Below are 18,444 nucleotides of genomic sequence, written 5' to 3'. Positions count from 1 at the left end.
AGAGTGAATTTAACCCTTGCGAGCCTTGACCGCCTCGGTCAGCTGCGGGGCGACCTTGAACAGGTCCCCGACGATGCCGTAGTCGGCGATCTCGAAGATCGGCGCTTCCTCGTCCTTGTTGACCACAACGATGGTCTTGGACGTCTGCATGCCGGCCCGGTGCTGGATCGCGCCGGAGATGCCCAGTGCGATGTACAGCTGCGGCGAAACCGTCTTGCCGGTCTGGCCGATCTGGAACTGACCCGGGTAGTAGCCCGAGTCCACCGCGGCACGCGAAGCGCCCACAGCAGCACCGAGCGAGTCGGCCAGTTCCTCGACCACCGAGAAGCTCTCCGCGCTGCCGACACCTCGACCGCCGGCCACCACGATGGGCGCCTCGGTGAGCTCCGGGCGGTCACCGGCCACGGCCGGCTGACGCGAAGTGACCTTGGTGGCGTTCTCGGCGGCGGCGGGCACCTCGACGGTGACCTGCTCACCGGCAGCCGCGGCCGGGGCGGGCTCAACGGCACCCGCCCGCACCGTGATGACCGGGGTGTCGCCGGTGGGCTCGGCCTCGACGGTGTAGGCACCACCGAAGATCGAGTGGAGCACCTTGGCGCCCGCCTTGACCTCGACCACGTCGACCAGCAGTGCCGAACCGATGCGGGCCGCCAGCCGGCCGGCGACCTCCTTGCCGTCGGCGTTCGCGGCGATCAGCACCGCGGCCGGGGCAGCGGACTCGGCCAGGCCGGCCAGCACGTCGACGACCGGGGTGAGCAGGTAGTTGTCCACCACGTCGGACTCGGCGACGTAGATCTTGGCGGCGCCAGCCTCTTTCAGGCCGTCCACCAGCGGCGCGGCGGTGCCGGGGGCGCCGACGACGACCGCGGACGGTTCGCCGAGTTCACGCGCGGCGGTGATCAGTTCGGAGCTGACCTTCTTCAGCGCTCCGTCAGCGTGCTCCACGAGCACAAGTACTTCAGCCATGTCTGTTTCTTCCGTCTTCTTCCAGGTCCGGGGAGCGCTTAGATGATTTTCTGGCCGACCAGGTACTCGGCGATCTTGGTGCCGCCGTCGCCCTCGTCGGTCACCTTCTCACCGGCGGTCTTCGGCGGCTTCGGGATCGAAGCGGTCACCTTGCAGCCGGCGTTGGCAAGACCGACCTCGTCGGCTTCGACGCCGATCTCGGCCAGCGTGAGCACAGTGACTTCCTTCTTCTTGGCGGCCATGATGCCCTTGAAGGAGGGGAAGCGCGGTTCGTTGATCTTCTCGGTGACGCTCACCACGGCCGGCAGCGAGGCCTCCAGGGTGAAAAGACCCTCATCGGTCTCGCGCTCGCCGGTGACCTTGCCGTCTGCGACGGTCAGCTTGCGCAGGTGGGTCAGCTGGGGCAGACCAAGGTACTCGGCGATGATCGCCGGAACCGCACCGCCGACGCCGTCGGTCGACTCGTTGCCGGCGATGACCAGCTCGGTGCCCTCGATGGCGCCCAGCGCGCGCGCCAGCGCCCAACCGGTCTGGATGACGTCGGAACCCTTCATGCCGTCGTCGAGGATGTGCACGGCCTTGTCAGCGCCCATCGACAGTGCCTTGCGGATGGCCTCGGTCGCCCGCTCCGGTCCGGCGGTCAGCACCGTGACGGTGCCTTCGGCGCCTTCGGCCTCGCGGATCTGCAACGCCTCTTCGACGGCCCGCTCGTTGATCTCATCGAGCACGGCATCGGCTGCCTCACGGTCCAGCGTGAAGTCGCCATCGCTGAGCTTGCGCTCCGACCAGGTGTCTGGGACCTGTTTGATCAGGACCACGATGTTCGTCATGAGTGTGGTTCGTCCTCCTCGAAGGGGTCCTGCAGCGGCGGGCTACAAGACTTCGGTAGCGATTCACGCAGCCGCACACGGATGTTACTCACCGGTAACTTAGTGCGGTTCGCCTGTACAGCGTAGCGGGTCGTGATATTGCCAGTGCGGGGTAGCCGGTTCGCGGACCACGCCCTTCGCGTTAGCCTGCCTGTGCGATGAAATCTACGAATCCCGCCGGAGACCCCACCGGCACGCTGCCCGGCGACGCCGCGCTGCCCCTGACCGGCGAGCGCACGATCCCCGGACTCGACATCGAGAACTACTGGTTCCGGCGTCACGAGGTGGTCTATCAACACCTGGCACCGCGCTGCAGCGGCCGCGACGTCCTAGAAGCCGGATTCGGCGAGGGCTACGGCGCCGACCTGATCGCAGGAGTGGCCCGGCGGGTGATCGGCGTGGATTACGACGATTCGGCAGTGGCGCATGTACAGGCCCGGTACCCGCGCGTCGAGGCCGTCCAGGGCAACCTCGCCGAGTTGCCCCTTCCCGACGCGTCCGTGGATGTCGTGGTCAATTTCCAGGTCATCGAACACCTCTGGGATCAGGCACAGTTCATCGCCGAATGCGCCCGCGTGCTTCGCCCCGGCGGCCTGCTGATGATCTCGACCCCCAACCGGATCACCTTCTCCCCCGGCCGCGATACGCCGATCAACCCGTTCCACACCCGCGAACTCAATGCGGCCGAACTGACCGAGATGCTGGTCGACGGCGGTTTCACCGTGGAGGGCATGTACGGGGTCTTTCACGGACCGGCGCTCGCCGAGATGGACGCCCGCCACGGCGGCTCGATCATCGACGCCCAGATCGCTCGGGCCGTCGCCGACGCGCCCTGGCCGCCCGAGCTGCTGGCCGACATCGCCGCCGTCTCCAGCGACGACTTCGATATTCTGAGTGCCTCGCAGCGCGAGATCGATGACAGCCTGGATCTGGTGGCGATCGCGGTGCGGCCGTGACCGAAGAATCCAACGGCTCGGTACCGGGCCTGTTCACCCTGGTACTGCACACCCATCTGCCCTGGCTGGCCCACCACGGCCGCTGGCCCGTCGGCGAGGAGTGGCTCTACCAATCGTGGTCGGCGGCGTACCTGCCCCTGGTCCGGGTGCTGCGGACGCTGGCTGCCGAAGGACGGCGGAACCTCCTGACCCTGGGCGTGACGCCGGTGGTCGCAGCCCAGCTCGACGACCCCTACTGCCTGGACGGGATGCATCACTGGCTGGCGAACTGGCAGCTGCGCGCCGCCCAGGCCACCACCTTGTCCGACATCCGCCCCTTCGGGCTGCATGAAAGCGCCGCGGCCGAACAGGCCCTCGAGGAATTCGCCCTGCTGTGGCGCCACGGCGCCAGCCCCTTGTTGCGGGAGCTGGTGACGGCCGAGACGGTGGAATTGCTCGGCGGTCCGCTGGCTCATCCGTTCCAGCCCCTGCTGGCCCCGCGACTGCGTCAGTTCGCTCTGCAGGAGGGTCTGGCCGACGCGCGGGCACGCTTGGCCCACACTCCCACCGGGATCTGGGCGCCCGAGTGCGCGTACACCCCCGGGCTGGAAACCGAGTACGCCGCCGCCGGGATCTCGCACTTCATGGTCGACGGCCCGTCGCTGCACGGCGACACGACCCTGGGCCGACCCGTCGGCGACTCCGATGTGGTCGCCTTCGGCCGAGACCTTGCCGTCAGTTACCGGGTGTGGTCACCGAAGTCGGGCTACCCGGGGCATGACGCCTACCGGGATTTCCACACCTACGACCATCGCACCGGGTTGAAACCGTCCCGGGTCACCGGCCGCAACGTCTCCCCCGAGCAGAAGGCGCCGTACGACCCGCAGCGCGCCGATGCCGCCATCGACGCTCACGTGGCCGACTTCGTCGGGGTGGTACGGGGCCGCCTCCAGGCCGAATCGGAACGGATCGGCCGCCCGGCCCACGTGGTCGCCGCCTTCGACACCGAGCTGTTCGGCCACTGGTGGTACGAGGGACCGACCTGGCTGGCGCGAGTCCTGCGGGCGCTTCCGGCCGCCGGAGTTCGCGTCGGCACCCTCTCCGATGCCATCAACGCCGGCTACGTCGGCGAGCCGGTCGAACTGCCGCCGAGCTCCTGGGGCTCAGGCAAGGACTGGCGGGTGTGGTCCGGCGAGCAGGTCGCTGACCTGGTGCAACTCAACTCCGAGGTGGTCGAGACCGCGCTGGGCGCCGTGGACAAGGCGCTGACGCAGACGGCGACGCCGTCCGGGCCCACCCCGCGCGACCGGGTCGCCGACCAGATCCTGCGTGAGGCGCTGCTGACGGTGTCCAGCGACTGGCCGTTCATGGTGAGCAAGGACTCCGCGGCCGACTACGCCCGCTACCGCGCCCAGTTGCACGCCCACGCCACCCGGGAGATCGCCGGCGCACTGGCGGGCGGCCACCGCGACACCGCGGTGCGTCTGGCCGACGGCTGGAATAAGGCCGACGGTCTGTTCGGCGCGCTCGATGCCCGTAGGCTGCCACGGTGACCCCCCGCTTCCGTACCTCGCATGGCGTCCGTGCGCGTCAGAACGGATCCGCCGCGTGAAGATCCTGATGGTGTCGTGGGAATACCCGCCTGTGGTGATCGGCGGACTGGGTCGCCATGTCCACCACCTGTCGACCGCGCTGGCCGCCGCCGGGCACGAGGTCGTCGTGTTGTGCCGACGGCCCTACGGCACCGATCCGAGCACACACCCCTCCTCGGACGAGATCAGCGAGGGTGTGCGGGTGGTCGCGGCCGCGCAGGATCCGCACGAGTTCTCGTTCGGCGACGACATGATGGCCTGGACACTCGCGATGGGCCATTCGATGGTCCGCGCCGGCCTGTCACTGAAGATGGACGGCGGCCAGAGTGTGTGGCGCCCCGATCTGGTGCACGCCCACGACTGGCTGGTGGCACATCCGGCGATCGCACTGGCCGAATTCTATGACGTGCCTTTGGTCTCCACGATTCACGCCACCGAGGCGGGGCGTCACTCCGGCTGGGTGTCGGGGAAGCTGAGTCGTCAGGTGCATGCGGTGGAGTCGTGGCTGGTCCTCGAATCGGACTCGCTCATCACCTGTTCGGCCTCGATGCGCGATGAGATCACCGACCTGTTCGGTCCCGGGCTGCCCGAGACCACCGTGATCCGCAATGGAATCGACGCCGCACGCTGGCCGTTCGCCCGCCGCCAGCCCCGCAGCGGACCGCCGGAGATCCTGTTCGTCGGACGACTCGAATACGAGAAGGGCGTCCACGACATCATCGCCGCCCTGCCGCGGATCCGCCGGGCGCACCCGGGCACCACGCTGACCGTTGCCGGCGACGGCACCCAGCAGGACTGGCTGATCGAGTGCGCCCGAAAGAATCGGGTGCTCAAGGCAACCCGGTTCGTCGGGCGGCTCGACCATGAGGAACTGTTGGCACGGCTGCACTCCGCCGATGCCGCAGCGCTGCCCAGTCACTACGAGCCGTTCGGGCTGGCGGCGCTGGAGGCGGCCGCGGCCGGAACCCCGTTGGTGGTGGCCAATGTCGGCGGCCTGGGCGAAGCGGTCATCAACGGCGAAACCGGGATGTCGTGCCCGCCGCGCGACGTGCCTGCCCTGGCCGCCGCGGTCTGCCACGTTCTCGACGACCCCGCCGCGGCACAACATCGCGCCGTGGCCGCCCGGGAGCGACTCAGCTCCGACTTCGACTGGCACACCGTCGCCGACGAGACCGCCCAGGTCTACTTGGCGGCCAAACGCCGCGAGCGGGAGCCGCAGCCTCGCCGGCCGATCATCGAGCACGCACTGCCGGACCGGTAGATCCGGCCAGATGCGAAGCCGCGCCGCGATCCTGCGCACCTACGGCGAGCCCTGGTCGGTCGAGGAGTTCGAGCTCGATCCGCCGCGCGCCGGCGAGGTTCTGGTCCGCATGGCCGCCGCGGGTCTGTGCCACTCCGACGAACACATCCGTCAGGGCCACCTGGCCCCACCGGATCAGGAGGCTCCCGGCGCGCCGACGATCGGCGGTCACGAGGGCTCGGCAGTGGTCGTCGAGGTGGGCGAGGGCGTCACCGGGTTGTCCCCCGGCGACCACGTGGTGACGTCCTTCGTCGCGGTGTGCGGTCAATGCCGTTGGTGTTCTTCGGGTATGGAGTACATCTGCGATGCAGGTGCCGCAACGATGCTGCCCGGAATGCCCACCGACGGCACCTTCCGCCACCACGGCTGCGACGGCCGCGATCTGGCGCACGTCTCCAAGATCGGCGCCTTCGCCGAGCACACCGTTGTGTCCGCCGCCTCGCTGGTCAAGATCGGCCCGCACCTGCCCCTGGTACCCGCCGCCCTGTTGGCCTGCGCGGTGCCGACCGGATACGGGTCGGCGGCCTATCGCGCTGGCGTGCGCGGCGGCGACACCGTCGTCGTCATTGGGGTGGGAGGCATCGGCACAGCAGCCGTCCAGGGCGCCCGCATCAACGGTGCCGCCCGGATTATTGCGGTGGATCCCGTTGCCTTCAAGAGGGATTCGGCCCGCACTTTCGGTGCCACACACACCGCGTCCAGCTCGGCGCAGGCCATCGAGATGGTGCGCGACCTGACCCGCGGGGTGATGGCCGACGCCGTGGTGCTGTCGCCCGCCGTCGTCACCGACACCGACGTCGAGGACGCGCTGCGACTGACCCGCAAGGCCGGGACCTGCGTGCTGACCGGCATGGCGGCGCAGGGCACACGCACGGGCCTCGATCCCCAGGACATGATGCTGATGAACAAGACGCTGTGCGGCACCGTCTTCGGCTCCTGCAATCCGCGGACCGACATCCCGCTATTGGCCACCCTCTACGAGGCGGGTCGCCTGCAACTCGCCGAGATGGTCACCAAGCGTTACCGGCTCGACGACGTGAACCAGGCCTACGAGGACCTAGCCGCGGGCGAATTGATCAGGGGCGTCATCGACTTCGACCTCTGACCGCATGCGCGCGCCTCATGGGCTGACGGCGAACCCTTCCAGGGTGCCGGATTCTCGCCACGCAGCCAGGATGTCGGCGTATTCGGTGGGGCTTCCGAAGAAGAAACTGTCCTGGCGCAGCCGTGCGCTCGCGTGGCCCTCGCGGTTGTAGTAACCGGGCGTGCACGTCTCGCGCCGGCCGGCGATGACGTCGGAACGGGCCACCACGGCATCGACCCAGCTCTGTTCCGCCTCCGCAGTGACCTCCAACGCGGCCACCTCCCGGTGCAACGCCTCGGCGATCACCCATGCCACGTGCCGCGCCTGGGTATCGATCAGATAGGGGAAGTTCACCGTGAATCCGGATTGGGCGATGCTCTCGATGAAGCAGTTCGGGAAGCCGCTCACGTGCAGGCCGTGGAAGGTGCGCACACCGTCGGCCCACCTCTCGGTCAGGGTCACGCCGCCGCGCCCGATGATCTCGAAACCGGTGCGCCGGCAGTAGTCGGTGCCCACCTCGAATCCCGTCGCGAAAATCAGGCAGTCCAGCCGATATTCGACTCCGTCGACCACCGCACCGGATGCCGTGATCTGCTCGACGCCGCGCCCCCGGGTGTCGACCAGGCTGACATTGTCACGGTTGAAAGCCTGCAGGTATTCGTCGTGGAAGCACGGCCGCTTGCAGTAGTACCCGTACCACGGCTTGAGTGCCTCGGCAGTAGCCGGATCGTCCACCAACGCGTCGACGCGGCCGCGGATCTCGTTCATCTTGGCGAAGTCGGCCATCTCGGCGGCGTTCGGGCCATCCTGGTCGACGATCGGCATCTGCTTGGCCAGGCTGGTCCACGCGTCGTCGACGAGGTCTTCGTCGGCCTGACCACCAGCGGTCAGGATCTGAAAGTTCTCCATACGACGCTGTTGCCAGCCCGGCGCCAACCCGGCAGCCCACTGCGGGTCGGTCGGCCGGTTGCCGCGTACATCCACGGTCGACGGCGTGCGCTGAAAGACGTACAGGTGACCGGCCGCCTGGGCCAGGCGAGGCACGCATTGGATTGCGGTGGCACCCGTGCCGACGATCCCGACCCGCTTGTCGGCGAGCTGCGCCAGGTCCGCTCCGGTGTAGTCGTAGTCCCAGCGGCTGGTGTGGAACATGCGGCCGCGGAACTGGTCGATGCCGCCGATACCGGGCAGCTTCGGCTTCTGCAGGTAGCCATTGGCCATGGAAACGAATCGGGCCCGGAATGCGTCGCCGCGATCGGTCGTGATCACCCAGCGCGACACCGTGGCGTCCCAACGTATTTCGGTGACCTCGGTCTGCAGGCAGGCATCGGAGTACAAGTCGTAGTGGCGGGCGATGCGCTGGCAGTGCGCGAAGATCTCCGGGCCCTTGGCGTATTTCTCGGTCGGGGTGTAGCCGAGTTCCTCCAGCAGCGGCATGTAGACGTAGGACTCCACGTCGCAGGCGATGCCCGGATACCGGTTCCAGTACCAGGTGCCCCCGACGTCGGCGGCCTTGTCGATCAGCCGAATGCTTTCCACGCCGAGCTCCCGCAGCCGGGCACCGGTCAGCAGCCCCCCGAAACCTGCTCCCACTATTGCGACGTCGACCTCGTCGAACAACGGCTCGCGGGTGAATCCCTGGTCCGCCCACGGGTCGTGCGCGAACCGGGCGAAGCGACCCGCCACCTCGACGTATTGGCCGATCCCGTCGTCGCGCAGTCGCCGTTGGCGCTCCCGACCGTACTTCTCACGCAGGGCGTTCGGGTCAAAGTCTTGGGCCGCCGCGGCGCAGCCCTCGTCCCGCTCCCGAATGTCGGTCACGATCGGGCACCTCCGGAACACCACACAGCCGGCTCAGGGACACCGATCAGCTTAGAATCAATCAGTTGATCATATCAATGGGCGATGAACAAAGTACCTCTGATCAGGCGCTTCGCGGCGGCCAGCGCTGCGTGATACGTCTCCGCCGATCCGGTGGCCGCCAACTCGGTCAGGCCATAGACCAGGGCATAGACCACCTCGACCGCCGGCCGCCCGCCGCCGGTGCCGTCATCGACGATCCCGGCGATGATGTCGCGCAGCGCCCGGAGCCCCTCGCCGCCGTCCTCGCCCGGATACACGGTGACGGCGTTCTGTGCGCGAATCGCCCACTCGAACGTCGCGAGATCCGGATGCTCACGCATGAGATCGCCGGACTCGTCCAGCACGGCCTCGATCCGTTCGACGACCGTGCCGGGGCGCTCGGCGGCGCGGCGCAGCCGCGGTAACGCGATCTCGGCGCGCGCGGCGATCGCGGCTGCCACCAGGTCGGCCTTGTTCGGAAAGTAGTTGTAGAGGTTGGCGCTGGTGACACCTGCCGTGCTCGCGATCTGACGGATCGTGGTCCGCGCGTAGCCCACATCGGCCACGCACGCGATGGTGGCGGAAATGATCCGCCGGCGAGTCTGACCGCCGTCTGCGCCGACCGGGCGGCCCAGCTGCGGTGTCGACATGCAGACATCCTCGCAGCCGTCGACGGCGGAAAGCGGACTAGTCTGAGGTGATCATGCCCCTGACGCCCTCGCCGCGGGGTCGACCGGCTGGAACCAGCAGCGCACAGACCCGCCAGCGGATCATCACCGCAACGATCCGGCGTGTCGCCACAGTCGGACCTTCGGGTGCCACCATCCGCGAGATCGCCACCGCCGCCGAGATGACCAGCGCCAGCCTGTACCACTACTTTCCGAACAAGGCCGAGCTGCTGGCGGCGGCCGTGACCGCCGCGAAAGAGATCGCGCTGCCCCGCCTGCACGCCGCGGCACAGCGCGGCGACACCGTGGCGGATCGGCTCGCCGCGGTTGTCGCCGAAGCCGATCGGGTGAGCCGGGACCACCCGCATCTGGCCGCCTTCGAACGCGCGGTCGGCGCCCCGGCGCCGTTGCGTGTTGTCCTCGGCGAGCTCGTCGACGAGGCTCGACGCGGCGGATCACTGGCGACAGAAGTCGACACCCAGGGCGCCGCCGATGCGGTGTACGCGTTGACGCGGGGGCTGACCGAGCAGGCCGCGCAGCTGTCGCCGGACGCCTACAGCGCCACGCTGAGCTGCGCCGAGGATCTGCTCCGCGGCACGCTGTTCTCCGCGCCCTGCTTCTAGGCGCTTGCGGCAGCAGCGATTCCGATGTCGAGCCATTCGGCGAGCTGATGCCGGCTCCCGACATGCTCACCATCGACATGGACCCAGCCGCGCATGGTCCGTCCGCCCATCTCCATGGGCTGGGCCGCGGTGGTGCGCACCAGCTCGTCGGCTCGTGCGACGCCGGCGCGCACCAGTAAGCCGCCGGCGATCGCAGCGACCGCGATCTTGCCTGCGACCATAAAGGCCAAGCCGCCAAACATCGCCTTCTCCAGCACCGGCGGACCATCGGAGGCCAATATCGCCCGCACACGCTCCGCCAACGCGGCGTCGTAGGCCACTATGGCCCCGGGTGCCAGGTGCGGATCGCCGCCGCGAACTGTTCGGGCGCATCCGAGGGAACGAAATGGCCGGCACCCGTGATGATGACGGTCTGGCGGTTGGTCAACGTCTGTTCCCACTGCCGCAACTCGCTGTCCCCGAAGGCGAAGTCGGCGTCGCCCCAGACGATCAACGCCGGGCGATCCGCTATCGCCGGCAACCCGGATGCGACGTCGGCGAGAAAGGCCCGGCTCGCGGTGATCTCGCGGGGAAAGACCGCTGCCGCCTCGCGCCGCGACGGGCTGTCCAAAGCGTTTTCGTAGTGAGCCATCTCCGCGCGGGAGGGCTTGGACAGCCGGTGGCCGACGGGGATCATCACCTTGACGAAGAGGTTGAACTGCCGGATCAACAGGCGTCCGATGGGACTACCGAACACATGGGACATGGCCTGGACCAGCGGTGCCCCGACCGGCCAGGCCCACGTGTTGGACAACACCAGCCGTTCGAAGATCTCGGGGCGCTGCTGCATCACCGCCAGCCCGATGGGCCCACCCCAGTCGTGCACCACCACCGTGACCCCGGTCAGCGCGAGCGCGTCGACGAACGCGCCGATCACCGCGGCGTGTTCGGTAGGCAGGTACCGATACCCCTGCGCTGCCGTGGACAGTCCGAAGCCGGGGTAATCCACGGCAATACAACGAAATTCCGAGCGCAGCTCCTCGATGATCTTGCGATAGTCGAATGACCAGGTGGGGTTTCCGTGCAGGAAGAGCAGCACCGGCCCCGATCCCTCGTCGATGTAGTGGACCCGGTTTCCGTCGAGGTCGAGGAACCGACTCTCGAACGGGAACAAAGTGTCGTCGACCCACGCGGGCCGTTCTGCGACCGTCATACCCGTCTCCCTCATCGCTTGATATAGTCAAGTGCACTTTAAATTAGCAAGTAGACGGTGATGAGTCGAGACTACGGTCAGTACTGCGGACTTGCCCGGGCCCTGGATGTGGTGGGTGACCGGTGGAATTTGTTGATCGTCCGCCAGCTCCTGATGGGGCCTGCGCGCTTCCAAGAGCTGCGCGACGGGTTGTCCGGGATCGCGACCAACCTGCTGACCGACCGGCTCCGCGATCTCGAATCCGCCGGGGTGGTGCAGCGGCAGTTGTCCGAGGGCGGTAGAGCCTCCTGCTACGCCCTGACGGACTGGGGTCAGCAGTTGCGCGAGCCCATCTACGCGCTGGTCCGCTGGTCGACCCCGCTGATGATCCGGGGACCCCAGGGCGACGAGTTCCGCGGCGAATGGCTGCGGCTGGCACTACCTGCCCTGTTCGCCGGCCGCGGCACCCAGGGGCGGTCGGTGGTGATCGGAGTGGCCGTGGACGGCACCATGGTTCAGCTGCACGCCACCCCGGACGGAATCGATGTCCGCGCACCGGACGGGTGCGCCCTCGATGCGGTCCTCACCGCCGAGGCTCCCCTCATCCTTGGGCTCGCCGCGGGCGCCCTAGCACTGGGCGACGTCAGCGCGCTGGTCGAGACCGAGGGCGACGAATCAGCATTGCGCGCCGTCTTCGAGGCGCCTACAACGCTGCCAGGAATCTCGCTCGGTGCGCGATAACCCGCTGTGACACCTCGGCATTGGGTGCCAGCAGGTCGAACGCATGCGGACAACCCGGGAACACGTGCAGCTCCACGGGGACGCCCGCGGCGATGAGCCGCTGAGCGAAAGCGACATCCTCGGACGCGAAGATGTCCAGTCCGCCGACATCGAGGTAGGTCGGCGGCAATCCAACCAGGTCGTCCGCTCGGGCCGGCGCGGCGTAGCGGTCGGCGCAATCGTCGCCCAGCAGCGCCGACCAACCGGTGACATTGTCGTCATAGCTCCAGGTGAGCAGCGTGGCCCCCGCGTCGCCGGCCGTGCGGGTGCGGTCGTCGAGCATGGGGTAGATCAGCACCTGCGCCGCGATCGCCGGTCCGCCCCGGTCGCGGGCCAGCAACCCCACGCCTGCGGCAAGTCCCCCGCCGGCGCTGTCGCCCATCACCGCCAGCCGCGACGCATCGACGCCCAGCTCATCGGCGTGGTCGACCATCCAGCGCAGTGCCGCATAGCAGTCCTCCAGCGGGGTGGGGTGCCCGAACTCCGGGGCGACCCGATAATCCACCACCAGCATGGGCACCCCGGAGGCCGCAACGTAGCCGCGTACCGCGGCATCATAGAGCGGACCCAGATGCCCCCAGTCCATGATCATTCCGCCGCCGTGCAGATACAGTGCCGCGCTGCCGCGCGCGTCCGCGCCGGATCGCCGATACCAGCGCAACCCCAGCGTTCCGCCGCCGTAAGTCAGCGAAAACTCTTGGGTCTCAATCCCGGTGATCGGTGGCCTCGTCGCCAGAACCCGAGTGAACAGCTGCCCGGCATTGCGTCGGCGGGTTGCGACGTCGCCTACCTGCGGCGCCGGGGCGGTGTCGGTAGCGTCGCGCATCGCCAGCAACGCCGCCAGCACCTGCGGATCGGGTGGGCCGGCCATCAACGCTGCGCCCCGGGGGCCGCAGTGGCCACCACCTTGGTCTCGAGGTACTCCTCGAAGCCGGCCAGCCCCATCTCCCGGCCCACCCCGGACTGCTTGTATCCGCCAAACGGCACGTCGGCGCAGTACCAGGTGCCGCCGTTGACATTGACGGTTCCCACCCGCAACCCTGCGGCCACCCGCGCGGCGCGCTCGCCCGAGCCGAACACGGTGGCGGACAGCCCATACGGCGAGTCATTGGCGATGCGCAACGCGTCGGCGTCACCGTCGTGGGCCAGCACCACCAGCACCGGGCCGAAGATCTCTTCTCGGGCCACCCTGGCCTCATTGGTCAGCCCGGCGATCACCGTCGGCTCGATGAAGAAGCCCCGGTCCAGGCCGGCCGGTCGGCCACCCCCACAGTGAAACGTCCCACCCTCGGCTATCGCCAGATCGAGGTAGGACTGCACCCGGGCGCGTTGCTTCGCCGAGATCAGCGGGCCGCAGAGTGTCTTCGGATCGTTGGGGTCGCCCACGGCGATCCGCGACATGGCCGCAGACACCATGTCCAGTGCATCGCTATAACTTTCGCGCGGCACCACCAGCCGAGTCGTCAGCGCACAGCCCTGCCCGGCGTGCATCGCCACCGTCGACGCGGCCGCGGCGCATGCGGCGGCCAGGTCGGCATCATCGAGGACCACGAACGCTGATTTGCCGCCGAGTTCGAGGAAGACCTTCTTGATGGTCTGGGCGGCCGCAGCCATCACCGAGCGGCCGGTGGCCGTCGAACCGGTGAAGGAGACCGCGTCCACTCGCGGGTCTTGCGTGAGCTGCGCGCCGATGCGGTGATCGGATGCGGTGACGATATTGATCACCCCCGGTGGAAAATCGGTCTTCTCGGCAATGATCCGGCCGACTTCGGCTGCGCACCAGGGTGTATCGGGCGCCGGTTTGAGCACGACAGTGTTGCCCGCCGCCAACGCCGGGCCGATCTTGGCGAAGGTGACCTGGTGGGGAAAGTTCCACGGCGTGATGGCCCCGACCACGCCGTAGGGTTCACGCACCAGGGTGCGCAGGGTGGGCACACCCATCGGCGCCGCGATGCCCAGATCCACCTGCCAGGGGTAGCTCTTGGCGGTGGCCGCGGGAAATCTCAAGTCGTCCACGGGGGTTTGCAGCTGGCCGCGGTGGGTCAGCGCACGCGGCGCGCCGACCTCGGCGATGGTGATCTCCCGAAGCGTCTCGATCTCGGCGTTGAGCGCGTCGCGCAGCTGGTCAAGGCAGTGCACCCGCAGCGCGGTGTCACGGCACCAGTCCGAGGAGTCGAATGCCGTTCGGGCGGCACCCACAGCACGGTCGAGGTCTGCGGTATCACCGTCGGCGGCCACACCGATGGGCTCTTCGGTGGCCGGATTGATTGTGGGAAAGACTCCCCCACCGCCGCCGACCAGCGCACCGCCGATCAACAGTGGGGTCGGCGCGCCGGTCACAGCCCTTAGGCTAGCGGCGGGGCGCCGACATAATCAATCGATTGATCACTTCGTGCGCTACGGTGACGCGCAGGAGGTGACAGGCCGATCCCATGCCACTGTTGAGCGCCCTGCGCCTGAACATGACCAGCGTGCCCGGCGCCCCCGGCGATGCCGAGCGATATCGGGCGGCGCTGGAGATGGCTTCCTACGCCGATGCCCACGGCGTCACCGCCGTGGGCTGCGAAGAACATCACCTGGCAGCCACCGGCTGGCTGCCCGCACCGCTCCTGATGGCCGCCGCGGTTGCGGGATGCACCACCACCATCCGCATCAGCATCAACGCCTTGCTGGTTCCGCTGTATGACCCGGTGCGCCTGGCCGAGGACATCGCGGTACTCGATCACCTGTCCGCGGGGCGGGTCAGCTATGTGGCGGGTATCGGCTACCGCGAAACCGAGTACCACGCCGTCGGTAAGGACTTCCGGCGTCGAGGCCGGTTGATGGACGAATGCCTCGAGGTGCTGTTCAAATCCTGGCGCGACGAACCCTTCGAACACCACGGACGGTTGATCGATGTGACGCCCAAGCCCCGCACCAAGCCGCATCCGATGTTGTTCATCGGGGGCATGACTGCCGCGGCCGCCCGCCGAGCCGCCCGCTTCGGACTGCCCTTCTCGCCCCCGATGCCGATGCCCGAGATCGAAGCGGTATACCGAAATGAGCTGTCCCGCAGCGGCAAACAGGGATTTGTTTTCAGCCCCGAGAATGGCAACACCGTGACACACCTGACCACCGACCCAGAGGCTGCGTGGGAGCGCTGCGGTGACCACTTCCTGCATGAGGCGGCCGAGTACAGCTCCTGGGCAGTTCCCCAGGTACCGCGCCCCAACGAGAGTCCGGCCGCGACGGTCGATGACCTGCGCATGTCCGCGAAAGTCGAGGTGCTCACCCCCGATGAGCTCATCGCACAGTGCCGCGCCGGACGCACCGGGGTGACCCTGCACCCGTTGATCGGCGGATTGCCGCTGGACCAGGGCTGGGAAAGCCTGCGCCTGCTGGTCGAACAGGTGCTGCCCGCAGTGAATCCGTAGCTGCGGCGGCGCCGCGCTCCGATACCATCGGAGCGATGGACGGTCCCGGCCAAGCCAAGATCGACGCCCGCGCGCTCAACGGAGTGTCGGAGACCGCTCTGATGACGCTCTACGGGCGGGCACACCAGGCGGCGCTGCCCGATGCCATCCTCGATGATCCGGAGGCGATTCGACTCGTCGAGTCCATCGCGTTCGACTTCGACAAGTTCGGTCGCCGTGGCCAAGAGATGGCGTTGCGGTCGCTGGCCGTAGACAGCTGCGCAAAGGCCTATCTTGACCGGCACAAAGGCGCGACGGTCGTCGCCCTTGCCGAAGGCTTCCAAACCAGCTTCTGGCGCCTCAACAGTGCACTGCCCAATGCGGATTTCACCTGGGTGTCAGTCGATTTGGAGCCCGTGATGCGGCTTCGTGAGAAGTTGCTGCCCTCCTCACCGCGCATCACCAACGTCGCACAGTCGGCGTTGGACTACAGCTGGATGGATCGGATCGACGCGCGCGCCGGTGTCTTCATCACCGCCGAGGGCCTGCTGATGTACCTGGAACCACACCAAGCCCTAGATCTCATCGCAGCCTGCGCCGCACGATTCCCCGGCGGGCAGATGTTCTTCGACCTCCCGCCCACCCTGGTCAAGAGACTGGCTCCGCGCGGCATGCGGGCCTCCAAGCACTATCGGGTCCCGCCGATGCCGTTCAGCCTGTCCAAGCGCAGGCTTGCCAAGCTGCCGCAGACGGTGCCCGGCATCACCGCCGTGCACGACGTGCCCATGCCCAAGGGGCGTGGCCTGTTCTTCGGGACCCTCTTTCCAGCTATCTGGCGCTGGGGTCCCACCCAGAACCTGCGGGGCGCCTACACGCTCCTGGAATTCGGCTGAGCCGCCCGGACCGGGATCAGGTACTCGCAGGTGGGGCCGTGATCTCCAGGCCGACATGCACCTTGTCGATTCCGCCGCGCACGAGCGAATGCGGGACAAACCACCAGGCGTGCCACCAGAATCGCTTGACCACGGCGTCATAGACCCGGCGGGTCTCGCTCTTGGGCAGCACCCGCGCAACCGCCTCCACCGGCTCACCTTTGGGTTTGCCCAAGACTCCGCACTTTTGAATGGTGACGCGCGGGGTGTTCTTGATCCGCTTGGTCTTCCACGACCCGTCGTCGGTGATGACCAGCAGCCGCCCATCGACGGGCACACCCCACACGGCAGTCGGCTTAGGCTTGCCGTCCTTGGTGAACGTCGTCAGCAGCAGATATTTTTCCCGGTACACATCGGAGAAGGCCGGTGTCGTCATGAGTCGATTGTTGCAGCATCGAGCGGATCGTTGGGCCGTACGCCTCGGTAGATGCCCCGCCGGACGATCCAGGGATAGAGCACCCGGTCGATCGACCAGGCCGGGAACCGGAATGCCCGTCCCGACGGCGCGAACACCTCCAGGCCCTCGGGCTGAGCCCCGAGCACCGATCCCCAGCGCCCCGTGGCCGGCTGGTACTCACGGAGCGGGCGGCCGGCGAAGGTGGCGCGGACGTTGCGAGCCAGCAGACCGTCGGCGCGGTTGCGGGCCGAGCTGCGCAGCGGATCGGTCGCCGCAACGTCGCCGATGGCGAACACGCCCCGTTGCCCCGGGACCCGCAGGTCGGGCAGGACCCGGACGAAACCGTCGTCGTCGAGCAGCTCGGCGGGCAGCCACCCGGTGTTCGGCCGCACTTTTCCGATCGCCCACAACACGGCGTCAGCCGACGCCGGTTCCTGCCCGGTGCTCCAGTGCACCGGTTGATCGGAGATGTGGTCGCACTCGAAATCTGCGGGCACCACGGCGCGGTGTCCGGCGTGCAGCACCACTCCGGCGCCGGTCAGCCTGCGCTCGAGGGTGTTCCAGACCCGCGGGTGGTGTTCACGCAGGGGTCGTTGCCCTGGGTAATACAGGTCCACCCGGGTGCCCGGCCAGGTGCGGGCGATGTTGGCGGCGCTGCTGATCGCCGCGGCGCCGCCGCCCACCACGGCCACCGAACGCGCGCCGGCCAGCCGATGATGAGCCGCGGTCAGCTCCTCGGCGATGTCGCCGGCGGACTGCACCGTGGGTCGGCGCCAGAATCCATTGCTGACCCCGGTGGCGATGATCAGCACGTCGTAGGGTTCGGCGCGGGTGGAACCATCGGCCGCGGCGACGGTCAGCACTTTGTCGTCGAGATCGACGCCGGACACTGCGCCGTGCACGGTGCGCACCGCATCCAGGCGAGGCAGCCGGTCAAACGGCAGCCAGTAGTCGCGCGCCCACTGGCGCGGGCGGGACAGCCGCAGGCCCAGCTCTTGCCCACTGACCAGGGCCGGCTTCACCGAAATTCCGACGACATCGGCATGCTTGGCCAGCCGGATCGCGGTGAGAATCCCGCTGTCGCCCAGTCCGGCTATCACCACCCGTCGTCGGGTCATCGGCACGACCTCAGCCCTGGGCGGCCTTCTTCCGTTCGATATCGGCCAGGGCGGCGGCCAGCTCGGCCCGCTCGGCGGCCGAGGTCTCCCAGGCCAGCTTGCGGTTCTTGACGACCTTGGCCGGTGCCCCCACCGCGATCGAGTAGTCGGGAATGACGCCCTTGACCACCGCGTGCGCGCCCAGGACGCAGCCGCGGCCGACGCTGGTGTCTCGCAGGACGGTGACTTTCGCCGCGATCCAGGTGTCCGGGCCGATCCGCACCGGGCTTTTGATGATGCCCTGGTCCTTGATGGGCACGGTGATGTCGTCCATCTTGTGGTCGAAGTCGCAGACGTAGCACCAGTCGGCCATCAGCACCGAATCGCCCAGTTCGATGTCGAGGTAGGTGTTGATGACGTTGTCGCGTCCCAGCACCACCTTGTCGCCGAACCGCAGCGAACCTTCGTGAGCACGAATGGTGTTCTTGTCGCCGATGTGCACCCAGCGGCCGATCTCCATGTACGACATCTCCGGTGTCGCCTGGATCTCCACACCCTTGCCCAGGAAGACCATGCCGCGGGTCACGATGTGCGGGTTGGCCAGTTTGAATTTCAGCAGGCGCCAGTAGCGCACCAGGTACCACGGTGTGTAGGCCCGATTGGCCAGCACCCAGCGCAGCGAGGCCAGCGTGAGGAATCTGGCCTGGCGCGGGTCCCGCAGCCGCGAGCCCCGCCAGCGTTTGTGGATCGGAGCACCCCACATCGTCGTCATGGCCGGAAAGCCTACGCGAGCGCG

Annotated in this window: 19 protein-coding genes; 8 read left to right on the top strand and 11 right to left on the bottom strand. The window is 68.1% G+C overall.

Annotation, left to right across the window (positions count from 1 at the left end; translation table 11 throughout):
- Positions 1-9 precede the first annotated feature (9 nt).
- Both BST15_RS07125 and BST15_RS07120 read right to left on the bottom strand, forming a co-directional pair.
- On the bottom strand, positions 10-966 hold the full coding sequence (locus BST15_RS07125; RefSeq protein WP_046187738.1) for an electron transfer flavoprotein subunit alpha/FixB family protein: 957 nt from the start codon (positions 964-966) through the stop codon (positions 10-12).
- Positions 967-1,004: 38 nt separating this feature from the next.
- Positions 1,005-1,796: an electron transfer flavoprotein subunit beta/FixA family protein gene (locus BST15_RS07120; protein WP_046187737.1), complete on the bottom strand. Its 792-nt coding sequence runs from the start codon at positions 1,794-1,796 to the stop codon at positions 1,005-1,007.
- A 197-nt stretch (positions 1,797-1,993) separates the two neighbouring features.
- On the opposite strand from BST15_RS07120, the gene BST15_RS07115 reads away from it, so the two are divergent.
- Genes BST15_RS07115 through BST15_RS07100 form a run of 4 tightly spaced genes read left to right on the top strand, consistent with a single transcriptional unit; the run spans position 1,994 to position 6,767 of the window.
- Positions 1,994-2,791, top strand: a complete 798-nt coding sequence (locus tag BST15_RS07115) for a methyltransferase domain-containing protein (RefSeq protein WP_046187736.1) — start codon at positions 1,994-1,996, stop codon at positions 2,789-2,791.
- Positions 2,788-4,323, top strand: coding sequence for a 1,4-alpha-glucan branching protein domain-containing protein (locus BST15_RS07110; RefSeq protein WP_046187735.1), 1,536 nt, complete (start codon positions 2,788-2,790; stop codon positions 4,321-4,323). Before BST15_RS07115 ends, BST15_RS07110 begins: the two co-directional genes overlap by 4 nt.
- 55 nt (positions 4,324-4,378) lie before the next feature.
- Positions 4,379-5,623 carry a glycosyltransferase family 4 protein gene (locus BST15_RS07105; RefSeq protein WP_046187734.1) on the top strand — a complete coding sequence of 415 codons (1,245 nt, stop codon included), beginning with the start codon at positions 4,379-4,381 and terminating at the stop codon, positions 5,621-5,623.
- 10 nt (positions 5,624-5,633) lie between these two features.
- On the top strand, positions 5,634-6,767 hold the full coding sequence (locus BST15_RS07100; protein WP_046187733.1) for a Zn-dependent alcohol dehydrogenase: 1,134 nt from the start codon (positions 5,634-5,636) through the stop codon (positions 6,765-6,767).
- Positions 6,768-6,782: 15 nt separating this feature from the next.
- Here BST15_RS07100 and BST15_RS07095 read toward each other — a convergent pair whose 3' ends face one another.
- Positions 6,783-8,567, bottom strand: a complete 1,785-nt coding sequence (locus BST15_RS07095; RefSeq protein ID WP_234708180.1) for a flavin-containing monooxygenase — start codon at positions 8,565-8,567, stop codon at positions 6,783-6,785.
- 74 nt (positions 8,568-8,641) lie between these two features.
- On the bottom strand, positions 8,642-9,238 hold the full coding sequence (locus BST15_RS07090) for a TetR/AcrR family transcriptional regulator (protein WP_046187732.1): 597 nt from the start codon (positions 9,236-9,238) through the stop codon (positions 8,642-8,644).
- Positions 9,239-9,291: 53 nt separating this feature from the next.
- Here BST15_RS07090 and BST15_RS07085 point away from each other — a divergent pair, with 53 nt between their 5' ends.
- On the top strand, positions 9,292-9,879 hold the full coding sequence (locus BST15_RS07085) for a TetR/AcrR family transcriptional regulator (protein ID WP_046187794.1): 588 nt from the start codon (positions 9,292-9,294) through the stop codon (positions 9,877-9,879).
- Here the strand turns inward: BST15_RS07085 and BST15_RS07080 are convergent.
- Positions 9,876-10,199, bottom strand: a complete 324-nt coding sequence (locus BST15_RS07080; RefSeq protein WP_046187731.1) for a TfoX/Sxy family protein — start codon at positions 10,197-10,199, stop codon at positions 9,876-9,878. The genes BST15_RS07085 and BST15_RS07080 overlap by 4 nt on opposite strands.
- Complete coding sequence (locus BST15_RS07075; protein WP_046187730.1) at positions 10,199-11,071, bottom strand: alpha/beta fold hydrolase; 873 nt, start codon at positions 11,069-11,071, stop codon at positions 10,199-10,201. The genes BST15_RS07080 and BST15_RS07075 overlap by 1 nt, the downstream gene beginning before the upstream one ends.
- Before the next feature lie 60 nt (positions 11,072-11,131).
- Between BST15_RS07075 and BST15_RS07070 the strand changes: the two genes are divergently transcribed.
- Positions 11,132-11,791, top strand: a complete 660-nt coding sequence (locus BST15_RS07070) for a winged helix-turn-helix transcriptional regulator (protein ID WP_046187729.1) — start codon at positions 11,132-11,134, stop codon at positions 11,789-11,791.
- Here the strand turns inward: BST15_RS07070 and BST15_RS07065 are convergent.
- Positions 11,754-12,701 (bottom strand): alpha/beta hydrolase, encoded by a 948-nt coding sequence (locus BST15_RS07065; RefSeq protein ID WP_046187728.1) that lies wholly within the window; start codon positions 12,699-12,701, stop codon positions 11,754-11,756. The genes BST15_RS07070 and BST15_RS07065 overlap by 38 nt on opposite strands.
- Positions 12,701-14,170, bottom strand: coding sequence for an aldehyde dehydrogenase (locus tag BST15_RS07060; RefSeq protein WP_046187727.1), 1,470 nt, complete (start codon positions 14,168-14,170; stop codon positions 12,701-12,703). The genes BST15_RS07065 and BST15_RS07060 overlap by 1 nt, the downstream gene beginning before the upstream one ends.
- Before the next feature lie 92 nt (positions 14,171-14,262).
- Here BST15_RS07060 and BST15_RS07055 point away from each other — a divergent pair, with 92 nt between their 5' ends.
- Together BST15_RS07055 and BST15_RS07050 are read left to right on the top strand one after the other, a co-directional pair.
- Positions 14,263-15,243: an LLM class flavin-dependent oxidoreductase gene (locus BST15_RS07055; protein WP_046187726.1), complete on the top strand. Its 981-nt coding sequence runs from the start codon at positions 14,263-14,265 to the stop codon at positions 15,241-15,243.
- Positions 15,244-15,278: 35 nt separating this feature from the next.
- Positions 15,279-16,115 (top strand): class I SAM-dependent methyltransferase, encoded by an 837-nt coding sequence (locus BST15_RS07050; RefSeq protein ID WP_046187725.1) that lies wholly within the window; start codon positions 15,279-15,281, stop codon positions 16,113-16,115.
- A gap of 16 nt (positions 16,116-16,131) precedes the next feature.
- Here BST15_RS07050 and BST15_RS07045 read toward each other — a convergent pair whose 3' ends face one another.
- Genes BST15_RS07045 through BST15_RS07035 form a run of 3 tightly spaced genes read right to left on the bottom strand, consistent with a single transcriptional unit; the run spans position 16,132 to position 18,420 of the window.
- On the bottom strand, positions 16,132-16,530 hold the full coding sequence (locus tag BST15_RS07045; protein ID WP_046187724.1) for a PPOX class F420-dependent oxidoreductase: 399 nt from the start codon (positions 16,528-16,530) through the stop codon (positions 16,132-16,134).
- Complete coding sequence (locus BST15_RS07040) at positions 16,527-17,669, bottom strand: FAD-dependent oxidoreductase (RefSeq protein ID WP_046187723.1); 1,143 nt, start codon at positions 17,667-17,669, stop codon at positions 16,527-16,529. The genes BST15_RS07045 and BST15_RS07040 overlap by 4 nt, the downstream gene beginning before the upstream one ends.
- Before the next feature lie 10 nt (positions 17,670-17,679).
- The gene (locus BST15_RS07035) at positions 17,680-18,420 is read right to left on the bottom strand and encodes an acyltransferase (protein WP_046187722.1); all 741 of its coding nucleotides are present in this window, start codon (positions 18,418-18,420) and stop codon (positions 17,680-17,682) included.
- Positions 18,421-18,444: the final 24 nt, after the last annotated feature.

The organism is Mycolicibacter arupensis, assembly GCF_002086515.1.
In the GTDB taxonomy this organism is placed as follows: Bacteria; Actinomycetota; Actinomycetes; order Mycobacteriales; family Mycobacteriaceae; genus Mycobacterium; species Mycobacterium arupense.
The sequence above is the reverse complement of the archived record's forward strand: the minus strand, read 5'-3'. Positions and strand labels throughout refer to the sequence as shown.

Bases quoted from the DNA above. Each gene is read 5' to 3' on its own strand.
- BST15_RS07035 (WP_046187722.1), bottom strand. From the start codon at position 18,420: ATGACGACGATGTGGGGTGCTCCGATCCACAAACGCTGGCGGGGCTCG.
- BST15_RS07085 (WP_046187794.1), top strand. From the start codon at position 9,292: ATGCCCCTGACGCCCTCGCCGCGGGGTCGACCGGCTGGAACCAGCAGC.
- BST15_RS07050 (WP_046187725.1), top strand. From the start codon at position 15,279: ATGGACGGTCCCGGCCAAGCCAAGATCGACGCCCGCGCGCTCAACGGA.
- BST15_RS07070 (WP_046187729.1), top strand. From the start codon at position 11,132: ATGAGTCGAGACTACGGTCAGTACTGCGGACTTGCCCGGGCCCTGGAT.
- BST15_RS07100 (WP_046187733.1), top strand. From the start codon at position 5,634: ATGCGAAGCCGCGCCGCGATCCTGCGCACCTACGGCGAGCCCTGGTCG.
- BST15_RS07075 (WP_046187730.1), bottom strand. From the start codon at position 11,071: ATGACGGTCGCAGAACGGCCCGCGTGGGTCGACGACACTTTGTTCCCG.
- BST15_RS07040 (WP_046187723.1), bottom strand. From the start codon at position 17,669: ATGACCCGACGACGGGTGGTGATAGCCGGACTGGGCGACAGCGGGATT.
- BST15_RS07115 (WP_046187736.1), top strand. From the start codon at position 1,994: ATGAAATCTACGAATCCCGCCGGAGACCCCACCGGCACGCTGCCCGGC.
- BST15_RS07120 (WP_046187737.1), bottom strand. From the start codon at position 1,796: ATGACGAACATCGTGGTCCTGATCAAACAGGTCCCAGACACCTGGTCG.
- BST15_RS07065 (WP_046187728.1), bottom strand. From the start codon at position 12,701: ATGGCCGGCCCACCCGATCCGCAGGTGCTGGCGGCGTTGCTGGCGATG.
- BST15_RS07125 (WP_046187738.1), bottom strand. From the start codon at position 966: ATGGCTGAAGTACTTGTGCTCGTGGAGCACGCTGACGGAGCGCTGAAG.
- BST15_RS07090 (WP_046187732.1), bottom strand. From the start codon at position 9,238: ATGTCGACACCGCAGCTGGGCCGCCCGGTCGGCGCAGACGGCGGTCAG.
- BST15_RS07045 (WP_046187724.1), bottom strand. From the start codon at position 16,530: ATGACGACACCGGCCTTCTCCGATGTGTACCGGGAAAAATATCTGCTG.
- BST15_RS07055 (WP_046187726.1), top strand. From the start codon at position 14,263: ATGCCACTGTTGAGCGCCCTGCGCCTGAACATGACCAGCGTGCCCGGC.